The sequence below is a fragment of the Chthonomonas sp. genome (assembly GCF_035294165.1).
Classification (GTDB): Bacteria; Armatimonadota; Chthonomonadetes; order Chthonomonadales; family Chthonomonadaceae; genus Chthonomonas.
In genome coordinates, this window is sequence record NZ_DATGLN010000109.1 from 1 (window position 1) to 12,630 (window position 12,630).

Genomic DNA, 12,630 nt, shown 5'->3' on the forward strand with positions numbered 1-12,630 from the left:
GGGTGCTCTTTCCTGCGCCATCAATGCCTTCAAACGTGATGAGCCGGCCTTTGGATGACATCGTGAGGCTCACGCGCCGATGGGTAAGATGCGCACACGACGTTGCGGCTCGACCCCCACGCTCTCCGAAGCCAGTTGGTATCGCTCCGCAAGGAGGTGCTGTAGACGACGTATTTGGGGGCTTGCCGGCGACAGCTCCACGGCCGTATGCGTCTGCTTCACGATCTCGATGGCCTCGCGAGCTTCCTGAAGAGCCGCATCCTCCATATCAAACTCCTCCTCAAGCTCCTCAGGCCCCATGTCGCCGGTACCCATGCGGAAAATCTCACGCAGACAACTCGCTATCTGCGCGTAGGTGTTGCTCTTTATCGTGTAGATAGGAAGACGTCGCTGCGCGATCTCCCGCATCTTTGCCGGCTCTCGCTTGTAGGAGGCCTTTAAGGCGATCACGGCATCGGCATCGCTCACATCACGGGCGATAAAGGCCGAAACGTGTAGCTCCGCTATCGCCCTATCCAGACGGCTTCGACTTACGCCGTAAGGAAAGATGCGAACGGTGGACGGAAGCGGGCGTGTTGGACGTGAAACCTCCTCAACATCACGCCCTTTCTCGAAGGAGGCGGCTTTCGCATCTCCGTTGCGGGTCACCCGCGGAAACGTGTAAAGCGCCTCCTCCTCTCTCCCCTCTGCAGGCTCAGGCACTTCGTGAATGGTAGGATGCAGTTCGTTAGAGCGCTGCACGATCTCGATATGGCCATCGGGTGTACGTACCCGTATCTCCGGACGTGGCGGGATTCCACGTAGCATGCGGTCCACAGTCTTCTCCACATCCATATGGATCGCCAACTTATCCACGTCCATGATCTCTATTACCACGTCGAAGGTCGGTGGGGCCTTGCGTTCAAGCACCGTCTTTTGGGTGCCGCGCCGACGCGCCTCATCATCGGAGAGCGTAACGGCATGAATGCCTCCTACCAGATCGGAGAGGGTGGGGTTGAGCAACAGGTTCTCTAGGCTGTTGCCGTGAGCCGTACCGATGAGTTGTACCCCTCTTTCTGCGATGGTTCGGGCCGCAAACGCCTCTTGCTCTGTGCCTATCTCATCAATGATGATGACCTCCGGCATGTGGTTTTCCACGGCCTCGATCATCACATTGTGCTGCTCCTCAGGCGAACTCACCTGCATTCTTCGCGCACGCCCAATGCCGGGATGCGGAATATCCCCATCGCCGGCGATCTCGTTGCTGGTGTCCACAATCACCACACGCTTGTTCAGTTCGGAGGAGAGCACGCGGGCCACCTCACGCAGCTTTGTGGTTTTGCCTCGACCGGGGCGACCAAGCAGCAAAATGGATTTGCCGCTCTCTACCACATCCTGGATGATGTCTATGGTGCCGAAAACGGCACGCCCGATGCGGCAGGTAAGGCCGATAATGCGCCCTTGCCGATTACGTATGGCCGAAATGCGGTGCAGTGTGCGTTCGATGCCGGCCCGGTTATCCTTGCCAAACGCGCCTACGCGGCTTACCACATACTCGATCTGCTCGGCAGAAACCGGCTCTGTCCCTAGCTCCACAACCCTTTCGGGGAAACGGGCCTCCGGAATACGCCCGAGGTCCATCACGATCTCAAGCAGGTCGTTCAACGACGGCTCTTGCTCGAGATACTTGCGGATGTCGGGCGGAAGGGTTTCTAGAAGCTGATCGAGATTATCGGTGATCTGTTGTTGTTGCACGGTTAGTGGGCGTCGTAAAGAACCGGAAAGGTCTTGCCCACGATGCAAGGAGGTCCCTTGCGCTTCCGGTTCGTACCAAGACGAGATTCTCTGCATTTGCATGAGAGGGTTTGATTGTCTCCTAAGACTACTCTGTTGAAAGGATTGAGATTTTCGGATTATTTGTGTCGCTTCCTCGTATCAGGAACAATAGGTTTTTACCAATACTATATCGCCGCAGCACCACCTCTTTGGTAAGGCATGAAGAACAGCTTTCAACCTTTGCGTTCCCTATTTTAAAAGACCGAAATCGGGCCAAGAAAGTTTCCACCAGGCCTACACCTACGTTTTTATTTTGAAATTCACGATCCGCCCGCGCAAATCCTGCATCTTTTTTGAAAAGGAAATAACCTCGCCCGCCGTGAATATACGAATCGATTCCGCCTAGCCCGCACGAGATCGTTCCTTAGGGCAAGGCACAACACCGATTGAGGAAGAAGAGATGCGTCGTTCCCAACTTGCTATCAACACGGTATCGTTAAAAGGCAGTTTAGAGGAGATTTTGGCGGCCTGCGCCGAAGCTGGTTTTGCGAACGTCGAGTTCGCGTTAGGGCCGATTCGCGATCGCCCGGTGCCCGAGCTTCGTCATCTTTTACAGAGGCACGGACTACGCTGTATTGGAGGGTTTGAAACCGGCTTAGAGGCCTTTTCCGATAAAGAGCAGCGTGCGAACAACCATGCGCGTATCATCGAGAACGCCCGGCTGCTGGCACAGCTTGGCTCTCGTTGTTGCCTGGTGGTGGGCACGGACGGGCCGGCGCATTCTGTTGCCGACCCCATTGGCGTGCTCGCAGAGGCTTTCGCCACGGTGGCCGACGCCATTGCCGACACCGATGTAAAGCTCTGTTTGGAGTTCAACTGGTCTCCCTTGGTAAAATCGCTGCGCACGGCGGTAGAGGTGGTGCAGCGTGCCGGTCGCCCGAATGTTGGGGTGCTGTTCGACCCCGCGCACTACCATTGCACCCCCACTAAGTTCGACCAGATCAACGCCCTTTCGGTGGCCCATATCTACCATGTTCATGTAGACGACATGCGCGACAAGCCCGGCGAACTCTCTCACTGCAACGAGGATCGCGTGCTTCCGGGACAGGGGTGTTTAGACCTCCGGGCTATTTTTGATGCCCTAGAGCGCTATGGATATAGGGGCTACTACTCCATCGAGATGTTCAGCAAGGAGCTTTGGGCTCTTCCTCCACTTGAGGCTGCCAAACGGATGTATGATAGCCTATTGCCTTACTGCGAGGAACAGAACTAAGAAAGTTACTCCTCGTATAGCGTATGTCTTCTCTACAGTAATGGTTCTAAGCTTTTTGTTTCTCGATGTATGAGGTAAAGTCTGTCCGCAGCCAGCTTATAAAATGTATGCTTCTGCCCATTAGGCCAAAAAATGTGTATCGCATCCACTGTAGTCACTTGGCCTAAACCAAAATGGACATCCGGTGCATTTGCAGACAAATAGCTACCACCGGCCCGCACTTCTGCAATACGCCTGCCTATTTTTGACTCGATAAGCACCTTCGCACCGATAGCGTACGTGTTTTTCTCTCCTTCTACACATCGAAAACGAATCCAATGATTGGTCGTTGGTGTCTCGTTATGAAGCAGAAGGGCTTTACCTTCCTCATCCACAACGAGTAGATCGAGCAAGCCATCGTTATCATAGTCACCGACTGCTATCCCTCTGCCCACGATACGCCGTGTAAAATCAGGTCCGGCTCTTGCACTGATATCTACAAAATGAGAGCCGTCACGGTTTTGAAATAGCTGTGCGCTTTGACGATACGTCTGTGTCGGGTCTACTTTTCTAATCTGGCTTTCCACATGACCGTTGGTAAAAACAATATCGAGAAGACCATCATTGTCGAAATCTATGAAGACGGCGCCGAAAGAAAGAGGCAACAGGGAGGCGGCACCGATGCCACTTGGATAGGACTGATTGGTAAAGAGGTCGTGTCCCTCGTTATGAAACAGGCTCTTCGGCTTTTGGGCGTAGTTAGCAACGATAAGATCGAATCGTCCGTCATTATCATAGTCGCCCCAATCAATGCCCATGCCCGATTGTAGAGAGGCGTCTGCCCCGTAAGCTGTACCTGAGGCAACAGCGATGTTTGCGAATCGTCCATCTCCTAGGTTCAGGAAAAGGTCGGCAGGTTCAAGATCGTTAGCGAGATAGAGATCAGGCAGTCCGTCATTATTAAAATCACAAAATAAGCATCCTAAAGTATTGCCATGAGATAGCATGCCAGATTTTTCGGTAATATCTACAAAACGCCCGTTACCATCATAACGATAGAGTGCTCCATATTCGCTTGGATAACTATCTGGTCCACATGCCATCATGACAGAAGAACCATTAATTCCTTTATAGGAACAAAGCTGTTTACTGTAGGGAGTAAAGCGCACATAGCGACCAATGTAGACACAGAGCCGGCCGCTGCCATCAATATCGGCCCAGGCAGCACCGGTGCTCCAATCATAGGGACCATGTGCTTCCAACCCCGACCCAGATGTCACATCGTGGAACTTTTTGCCACCTTCATTATGATAGAGCGCGCGCGTGCCATAACCGGTGAGCAGAATATCTAGATAACCGTCCCGATCATAATCGGCTACAGAACAACCTAAAAAGTGGGCGTGAGGGGGTGGAGGGGGTAGTACCGTTTCTGTAACATCTTCAAACCGCCCATTTCCTAAGTTACGATAAAGCCGAGGGCGGGGGCTACTAACCAGTAAAATGTCGAGATGTCCATCATTGTCATAATCAAGGAAGGCACACCCGTGCCCGATAGCTTCAAGGGTATTCACCTGCATTGGGCTGGTATGCCCAAGCGTAAAGTCTATTCCGGCTTCAGCAGCCACATCTCGGAACAAAAAACGCTGGCCGGCTTTCCCCGATTGTGGAATGGGATCATGGCCACAGCCATCGCCCAAACTTCCTAGCACGGTGCCCAAGAAAAGCCCCAACACCTCACGGCGTGCAATACGGCGTTTCAATGCCCCATCCCAACCGGAGGAGTTGCACCCTCCTCTCCTTCTGTGCGCAACAAATGCTGATATGTTTTTGCAGCTCTATCTGCCTCTTGCGCATTCCCCATAGCGGCATAGGCTTGGGAAAGTAGCACATAGGCCGTTGTCCGTTTCGGATTGGCCTTTACGGCCGTTTTAAGGGATTTAACGGCTAAAGAATATTGCCTCTGCAACAGGTAGATATGTCCGAGAGTTTCGCAAGCGATGGCATTGTGTGAAGAATCGGGAATCTGTTGAACAAGAGATAGGTCATGTGCTAACCCCGTAGGGGAGGGGTCAAGAAGCATATCCGTATTGGCCAATCCGATCAGCGCAGCAGGGTCATGAGGTTGAAGTTGCAAAGCCTTAGTAAAAGCCTGTTGGGCCATCACGAGTTGTCCTTGCACAAGTGCGATATTACCAAAATCGATCTGCGCTCTTGCATCGTTTGGATTTAGAGCCGTTGCGCGCTGCAGTGCAGAGTATCCTGCGGCATAGAGCTTACGTTTGGTTTCGAGCACCCCGAGCTGCCGCCAAGCTACCTCATCGTTCGGAGCAAGTTGGGTAGCTTTGGTATAGGCATGAATCGCAGCCACAGGTTCTTGACGCTGCTCATAAACCTCCCCTAACAGATGCCAAACAAGGGCATTGTGTGGATCACAGCGGACGGCCTGCTCAAAATTTACCTGTGCAATAGCATCACGATGCTGCTGCACGGCCAGTGCTCCCAAACCAACATATGGACGTGCATCATGTGGCCACCGTTGCGCTGCATAAGCAAAAACCTGCATGGCCTCATTAGGATGACCGTGCAACATGAGCGCATTGCCCCATGCGATCTGCGCCGTCAAATTCTCAGGATGGGTACGTGCGTAGTTGCTTAGCGTATGCAGATCGTTAGAGCTTTGAGATACAGAGCGCCTATACAAAAACGGATGGAGATAGATTCCACCTATCAAGACTACCAAAAGAGCGCCAAATAGAAGCGGCCGCCTACCTGCATTCAGGGTCATGGACAATCCTAAAACAGTGATAGCCAGAGGTATTGGTGAATCTTCCCCACCTAAGTATTAACCTCACAATATACCATGCAAACAAATCAGAGCGATCTACTGATTGGCATTTTGGACGGTTCCGCCTTGTGGAGTTCCAAAAGCCCCGGCACCTGATTGAGGAGCATTTGGATTCATTCCGGCTTTATGCTCTTTCATCCACTGCACTTTGGGGAAAGAGTTTGGGTCAACATGAACGGTTTTAACCACTTGGGGCTGATTCTTACGATAGGCATAGACGAAAAAGCCTGCCGCAACGAGAATCAGCACGACAGCCAAGATGATGAGGTTTCTATCGCGTGTAGACATATGTTTCCTCCTAAGAAATAGATATTCGTTCTCCCCACCGCCTGCAGGAGCGATCTGCGGCGGGAGGGAGAACAGACATACATCTAGATATTTAGTTGGTGTTATACTGATCGCTCCATGCCATCATGTTGGGTGGCTGTTGGTTCCACAAACCGGTTGTCGGGTCTACATTCCACAAACGGGAGGCTGGCATCGCTTTCACATGGCCGTCCAGGAAGCCGAAGTCCGAGATTCCGTTATGACCTCCTATAGAGAAAAGCCAGTTATAGCCATCCCCACAGACATCTCCGATACTTAAAGCTTTCGGATAGACCGGAAAAACAAGCAGATCGCCCATATTGTAGCGCGTTGTGGCATAAAAACGGGAATAGTTATTTGGGTTCCACCACGGGTACATAATGATCGTGCTTCCAGGTTTAGGAACGCCGGCCAGCGTCAAAGAAGACCAGTCCGACCCATCTCGGTGCAAACGGTATCCGAAAACTCCAAAACCCCTTAGGGGCTGTTCAGGATCATATCGGGTAAACCCGTAGCTAATATCGTAGCCAACTCCTATGCCCGGCGCTCCATCACAGTCGTCGCGCTGATACGAATCTGAGGGATCGGCCCAGATACTCGACTTCCGCTCCGGCCCCCACGGCACGCCGGCCTTGATATAGGGGTCGATCTCATCGTTTATCCCGTCCCCTTCAGCATCGGTATTGATGTTTCCGTCCCAGTGCACAGGACCTACCTGCCCCAACGGCAACATCTCATCATAATCTTGGGTGTAGGCGAGAATCGCGATCAGTATCTGCTTCTGGTTCGAGATATCCACCGTTTGTCGAGCCTTATCTCGCGCCTGAGCGAAAACAGGGAACAGAATGGCTGCAAGTATCGCTATTATAGCGATAACTACAAGCAACTCGATAAGTGTAAAAGCGTTTCTGCGATTCATGTGTCGTTTTCCTCCGAAGCCGTTAAGTTTTGTTTCGTTAATGCCTCAGACATCTCCTTCTTCTCTTTTGTTACAAAAAGAGAAAGCCCCCCACAAAAGCGAAAGCTGCCGCCCCTTACTCCATCGTATGTGAATAAGGAACCGGCAGCTGTGCCAGAGTGCTGAAGGAAACCGTCTGTAGAACGGTTTGATTATACCCGAAAACGTTTTTGCCGCCCACATGCAGTCTCCCTCAAATATCCCTCCAAACGGAGTTCTGCTTTGCCTCCCTTGCGTAGAGAGCCATCTACATTATAACACGAAAACTCTAAAAGTGCACGTTTTTCGTTGTTTTCCAGCAGATTCTTGTCACATTACTCAAAAGAACAGAAAGAAACATGTCTGTTTCAGTTTTGGGAATAGGGAGGCTCCAAACAGTATTTATTCCGCATCTGCCGCACCGCAGCACTGCTCCATAGCCACCGTGGTCTCTTTCGGCGTAGACCTTGTGTTCACCCGATGCCAAGGCCTCGCTCCCTCCACTCGCTCCGATGAAAGCAGGAAATAGGCGAATTCAGGTAGAATGCATGGAGAGATACCTGTCCTTGAAAGAATTGCGCTTGGGGAGCGTGGGAACGTGATACAGAAATATCTGAACTATCTTATTTTTGGCGGAATCGTTCTCGTGGTTGTAGGCCTAGCTGCCCTGCACAGCCACCACATGCATCAACTGCTCTACAACCTCACGCACGGTACGCCGGCTCAGCGTGCCGCCGCAGCCAAAGAGCTGATCGCCGAAGAGCAGTTCTCCGACACTATCGCAGGTGAGCCAAAAGAGATGCGCGCCCAGGCGGCCATCGCGCTTGCCGATCTCGGCAACGCCGACGCCGTGAAACAGGCCGTGCAGATGCTGAAAGACCAGGATAAGATCGTCCGCGATCAGGCTCTGCGTACCCTAAAACAGATCGGTGCGGCCTCAGCAGATAACATCAAAGCCCTAGTGGACGGCCTTGGCGATAGCGACATCAATGTGCGTCAAGGCGTTATCCGCGCCCTCACCGATCCCGATGGCATAGGCCCCCGCCAAAACCCCGACGTGGTACAGGCGCTCATCAATGAACTGAAATCGAGCAGCGATGCCCGCGGCCCCGTGGGCGATGTGCTCAGCAGCAAAACATTTGACCCCGCCGCAAACAACCGCAGCGTTCCCGCCCTGATGGCCCTCCTTGACGATAAAGATGACGGGGTGAAGGTCGGCGCCGCTAACGCGCTTGGGAAAATAGGAGACCCACAGGCTGTGCCCAAGCTTATCGCCGTGCTTCAGAACCCGGCCACCACCACCCAAGTGCGCACGGCCGTTATCGCCGCCATTGGGCTTATCGCCGCTCCCTCCAGCGAGCCGGTGCTTGCCAAAGCGGTGCTCGACCCTTCGGTAGATTCCGACGCCCGCGCTCAGGCCGCCGCCGGCCTAGGGCGCATTGCAACGCCGGATGCCATCTCCACGCTTCTCAAAGCGCTCACGGATTATGACCTCAACCTGAGAACAGCGGCCATCTCCGCCCTCTCCGTGGCCGCTCGCCCAGGTGAGGATAGCCCCCCAAACCGTGCCGTAGTACAACAACTTACTAAAGCTTTGTCAAGTCCTCAGAAAGAGATACGTCTTGGTGTCGCCCAGGCGCTCATCCCCGTGCGCGATCCGGAAATCGATCCCGCCCTTGCACGGTTGTTACAAACCGATACGCAGGATGCCGACGTGCGCGCTGCTGCCGCCAAAGCCCTAGGCTTTTCTGGCAATCGAGGCGGCATCGCGCCCCTTGTTGCCGCCTTAAACGACCCCAGTGGAACCGTGGCCGAAGCTGCCACACAAGCGCTAGCACAGGTTGGCCCCGCAGCCGCCCCTACGCTGATCTCCCTTCTCGCAAAAGGCGGCACAACCGCCTACTATGCCTCCACCGCCTTGGGCGAACTGCTCGATTCGGATCACGGCTCTGAAATCCTTATGCAGCTAGCCACCGCCGTGAAGAGCGCCAACCCCACTCTGCAACGATGGGCTGCCGTCGCTCTCGGAAATACCGATCTGGCCGGAGCAAAGGACATCCTTGAACAGCTGGCTAAAAGCTCCGACGCGGATGTGGCCTACGTAGCCCAACAGCAGCTAAATCGCTTCGAGCAAGCGCAGTGACCACCAGGAGACCGTAGAGAGTGAAACAGCTACCCGACCTTCTCCTGCAAACACCCCAAACCATAGAGCCTTGCTTTCGGATAGACGCAAGGCTCGTTGTCTTTCAAGGAGATGTAAGCGACTGTCTAGAGCAGCTTCCCGACGAAACCATCCAACTGATCATTACCTCCCCGCCCTACAATCTTGGAAAAGAGTACGAAAACCGCAGAGATATTGCAGACTACCTCAAAACGCAAGTGCCCCTCCTAAAGCAGTTGTATAGGGTCTTGAAAAAAGAAGGAAGTCTCTGCTGGCAAGTCGGCAACTTTGTGGAAGAGGGGGAGGTTTACCCGCTTGACATCTTCTACTATCCCCTTTTCAAGAAGCAGGGTTTTAAGCTGCGCAATCGCATTATTTGGCGCTTCGGTCACGGCCTTCATGCCTCAAAACGCCTCTCCGGTAGGGTCTATCATATCAATCACCTTAAGGAGAGATCACGCCTAGAGTTCATACTTAGATCGTTTTACTCTTTCAGGTGCAACCCCGCCTCCGCATAAAAAAGAGTCTGCTGTGCCCAACCCGCCATAGGGCCGAAGCGCTCGCGAAAGGCCTCGGCAATAGCCCTGTAGAGCCGCGGGGTCAACGAACGCCCCTCAAACTGAGGCAGAAAAAGACGAACTCCCAGCCGATGTATGTGTCTATCCACAGGCACCGCTTCCCATTTGTCAAGCGCGAATAGGCAGACACAGTCCGCCACCTTCGGCCCCACACCGGGGAACTCGAGTAAGGCCTCATGCGCCTCAACGTAGGGCACAACGCGCAGCGATTCTAGCCACCCTTGCGGCTTCTGCAAGAGCCTCTGCGCCGTCTGAACAACAAAAGGTGCCCGATAACCCCACAGACCGGCCCGCAAATCCTTCTCGTCCGCCTCGGCAAGCGCACGAACCGAGGGAAAAGCAAAAAGAGTTGCCGGTTCATCAAGACCGGTGTAGATGCGAGAGCCATATCGCTGTGCTAAATAGCCTACGCTCCGCTCGATCTTGGTCACCGTGTTCGTTGTGGCGCAGAGAAAGGCAAAAAGACACTCCTCCGGCGGCTGCCGCAAGACCCGTAGCCCGGCGAAAGCACGAAAAACTTCGGCCAGACGTGGCTCCATCAGGCTCCAACGGCAGTAGAGCGATTCGAGATCGGCGCGAACCTGAAGGTAGTCCTCTACCACCTCCCAGCAGTCCGGCTGCGGAAACGTTTGCCAATAAAGATCGCCGTAAGGCGCTCCATCGGGCTGCCACAAGGCCACACCAACCGCCCCTATCGTCCCCCACCAAATGCCATTTGCATCTCGGCGCCATCGAAAGCTCTGGCCGCTGCGCAAGGTGGCTTCCAAGTGGAGGGGCGCTCGGCGACAGTTGAATCGCCTCCAGGCAATGCACGCGTTGCTCATCGTTATCTGCGGCAAAATTCCCTATTTCCTCACCCTACGTCGCAGGAAACTCGACGGCAGCCCACCATTTCGGGTTCAGATGGGCAAAACACCGATCGCGCTCTTCTGCCTCCCCGAGAAGGTTCCAATCGTCAACAGAGATGGTCTCTTGCGCGGCAGCGCGTTGAATAAGAGAGGCCAAATGTAAAAAACGAGAGTGGTGGTAGTTGACTCTCTGTTCTGCATAGTCACGACTGGTGAAGGTGCTGATGTTGAACTGCCAGTCCGACGATTCGAGCAACAGCAGCTCACGCGCCGCCTGTCGAAGAATGGTCTGCACCCGCTCCATATCTCCATAGGTTTGTGCCAGCTCTACCATCAGCCGTTCGGCCTCATAGACCTTCTCCCACGTCCACGCCGTCCACTCATTCAGCCATATCCAGTGATAGCCTCCTTCCCCCCACGAGCCTTCAGGTAACGCCACCACCGTATTGGGCGGATGCTTCTCCAAGTAGGCACCGCACGTGATCGGCTCTATATGCGGGTGCGCATGAAGCTGCTTCAGGGCGTGGTAGAGAAACTCCGGCCCCTCGAACCACCAATGCCCGAACAATTCGGTGTCATACATAGCGACGACAACAGGGGGTCTGTTCTCCTCCGTTTCTGCAGAAGTCGCCGTCTGGTGCACCAACTGGGCGAAGTGCTCGGCATGAATATGCACTCGGCCCATCGCCAAATAAGGCTCATAGAGCTGCTTGGCCCCCAAATCATCCTTTGGCCAGGAGACGCGCCAATAGCGCAGGTTGCCCGGATAGTGCTTTTTGTGAAACTCCAGATAGAACTCATCTCCCGGATAGCCGTGAGCGCCGCTCCAAACCTGAATGCCGGTTTTGGGATCGCGCGCAAAGCAGGCCACCGGCTGCATAGGGAGTCCGCTGCTGTTGACCCAATAGGGCGCATAGGGCGTACGATCCGTTCGCTCTGGGCTATACTCGCGTTGAAACTGCGCCCACAGCTCTTGTAGTCCCTTGAAGCGTTCCGCATAGACGCCCAGCGTCTGCCCTCCTCGCAGAAGATGGGCATCCACAAAAAAATAGTGCAGACCGCTTTCCGCTAAAAACTCCTCAACGCCTTTTCGCAACTGCGGTTGCAGGCTACGATAGGCCTCTAGAGGCGCGTTCCAGGCGTAACGCGGACGATAGGCACACTCCGGCAACCAAAAACCGCGCGGTTCGCGTCCGAAATGCGCCTTATAGGCGGCCACCCCCAAACGAATCTGCGCCTGCACGCTGTTATCGGTGAGCAAAAGAGGCAGATAACCGTGGGTAGCTGCACTGGTCAGTATCTCTATATGCCCCTCATCCTGAAGTCTCCGAAAGGCCCCGACGAGGTCTCCTTTGTAGATATTCAGAAAAGAGTCGAGCTTCTGCTGATAGTAGTCTTCCCAAAAGTGGGCCAGGCCCCGCATATGGGTATTGCCCTCATAACGAAACTGCTGCTGGTTTTCACGCGCCGTCTCTATTTTCTGCTGGAGATAGCCCACAAAATCGCTTTGAAACGTCTCATCGGCAAGTTGCTCGACGAGAATGGGGGTAAGCCCTATGGTGATTTTGGGCGAGATGCCTTCGGAGACAAGGCGAAAGAGCACGTCGAGCAGCGGCAGATAGGTTTCGGCGGTAACCTCCGACAGCCAATCGGTGCCGTGAGGAGACCGCCCGTGGTCGAGCACATAGGGGATATGGGAATGAAGCACGAGGGCAAAATAGCCCTGTTTGCGCGGTTTCACCATGCAGAGAGGCTCCAGATAGGAGAAAGCCTGTCCTCCTTAAGGAGGACAGGCCGCTTCAACAAAGTTTCAAATCACGCTAGGCCACGAGACCCGCTTCCGCGCAGCATTTGCGGAACATCTGCACTTTACCGCTAGGGGTCAACTGTCGCACCACTTCGGGCTTGCGACCGCAAAAGCGACATAGCTGCTGTTGGGCTTTCGACT

At 54.1% G+C, this 12,630-nt stretch carries 10 protein-coding genes; 3 read left to right on the forward strand and 7 right to left on the reverse strand.

From position 1 onward, the window contains the following. Positions 1–69: 69 nt before the first annotated feature. Complete coding sequence (locus tag VKV29_RS05495) at positions 70–1,836, reverse strand: R3H domain-containing nucleic acid-binding protein (RefSeq protein ID WP_343217342.1); 1,767 nt, start codon at positions 1,834–1,836, stop codon at positions 70–72. Between the two features lie 379 nt (positions 1,837–2,215). Between VKV29_RS05495 and VKV29_RS05500 the strand changes: the two genes are divergently transcribed. Then, positions 2,216–3,028, forward strand: a complete 813-nt coding sequence (locus tag VKV29_RS05500; protein WP_324200302.1) for a sugar phosphate isomerase/epimerase family protein — start codon at positions 2,216–2,218, stop codon at positions 3,026–3,028. A 32-nt stretch (positions 3,029–3,060) separates the two neighbouring features. Here the strand turns inward: VKV29_RS05500 and VKV29_RS05505 are convergent, their stop codons facing one another. The 4 genes from VKV29_RS05505 to VKV29_RS05520 form a co-directional block, all read right to left on the reverse strand. After that, complete coding sequence (locus VKV29_RS05505) at positions 3,061–4,767, reverse strand: CRTAC1 family protein (protein ID WP_324200303.1); 1,707 nt, start codon at positions 4,765–4,767, stop codon at positions 3,061–3,063. Next, on the reverse strand, positions 4,764–5,792 hold the full coding sequence (locus VKV29_RS05510; protein WP_324200304.1) for a tetratricopeptide repeat protein: 1,029 nt from the start codon (positions 5,790–5,792) through the stop codon (positions 4,764–4,766). Before VKV29_RS05510 ends, VKV29_RS05505 begins: the two co-directional genes overlap by 4 nt. 96 nt (positions 5,793–5,888) lie before the next feature. Further along, the gene (locus tag VKV29_RS05515; RefSeq protein ID WP_324200305.1) at positions 5,889–6,140 is read right to left on the reverse strand and encodes a hypothetical protein; all 252 of its coding nucleotides are present in this window, start codon (positions 6,138–6,140) and stop codon (positions 5,889–5,891) included. A gap of 91 nt (positions 6,141–6,231) precedes the next feature. Next, positions 6,232–7,077 carry a prepilin-type N-terminal cleavage/methylation domain-containing protein gene (locus VKV29_RS05520; RefSeq protein ID WP_324200306.1) on the reverse strand — a complete coding sequence of 282 codons (846 nt, stop codon included), beginning with the start codon at positions 7,075–7,077 and terminating at the stop codon, positions 6,232–6,234. A 616-nt stretch (positions 7,078–7,693) separates the two neighbouring features. On the opposite strand from VKV29_RS05520, the gene VKV29_RS05525 reads away from it, so the two are divergent. Both VKV29_RS05525 and VKV29_RS05530 read left to right on the forward strand, forming a co-directional pair. Continuing rightward, on the forward strand, positions 7,694–9,238 hold the full coding sequence (locus VKV29_RS05525; protein ID WP_324200307.1) for a HEAT repeat domain-containing protein: 1,545 nt from the start codon (positions 7,694–7,696) through the stop codon (positions 9,236–9,238). A gap of 20 nt (positions 9,239–9,258) precedes the next feature. Beyond that, a complete protein-coding gene (locus VKV29_RS05530) occupies positions 9,259–9,774 on the forward strand; it encodes a DNA methyltransferase (protein ID WP_324200308.1) in 516 nt (171 codons plus the stop codon). Here VKV29_RS05530 and VKV29_RS05535 read toward each other — a convergent pair. Together VKV29_RS05535 and VKV29_RS05540 are read right to left on the reverse strand one after the other, a co-directional pair. Then, the gene (locus tag VKV29_RS05535) at positions 9,741–10,673 is read right to left on the reverse strand and encodes a DNA glycosylase (RefSeq protein WP_324200309.1); all 933 of its coding nucleotides are present in this window, start codon (positions 10,671–10,673) and stop codon (positions 9,741–9,743) included. The two genes, VKV29_RS05530 and VKV29_RS05535, sit on opposite strands and share 34 nt — an antisense overlap. A gap of 19 nt (positions 10,674–10,692) precedes the next feature. Beyond that, positions 10,693–12,426 carry a glycoside hydrolase family 57 protein gene (locus VKV29_RS05540; RefSeq protein ID WP_324200310.1) on the reverse strand — a complete coding sequence of 578 codons (1,734 nt, stop codon included), beginning with the start codon at positions 12,424–12,426 and terminating at the stop codon, positions 10,693–10,695. Positions 12,427–12,630 lie beyond the last annotated feature (204 nt).

Bases quoted from the DNA above. Each gene is read 5' to 3' on its own strand.
- VKV29_RS05495 (WP_343217342.1), bottom strand. From the start codon at position 1,836: ATGCAAATGCAGAGAATCTCGTCTTGGTACGAACCGGAAGCGCAAGGG.
- VKV29_RS05500 (WP_324200302.1), top strand. From the start codon at position 2,216: ATGCGTCGTTCCCAACTTGCTATCAACACGGTATCGTTAAAAGGCAGT.
- VKV29_RS05510 (WP_324200304.1), bottom strand. From the start codon at position 5,792: ATGACCCTGAATGCAGGTAGGCGGCCGCTTCTATTTGGCGCTCTTTTG.
- VKV29_RS05515 (WP_324200305.1), bottom strand. From the start codon at position 6,140: ATGTCTACACGCGATAGAAACCTCATCATCTTGGCTGTCGTGCTGATT.
- VKV29_RS05520 (WP_324200306.1), bottom strand. From the start codon at position 7,077: ATGAATCGCAGAAACGCTTTTACACTTATCGAGTTGCTTGTAGTTATC.
- VKV29_RS05540 (WP_324200310.1), bottom strand. From the start codon at position 12,426: ATGGTGAAACCGCGCAAACAGGGCTATTTTGCCCTCGTGCTTCATTCC.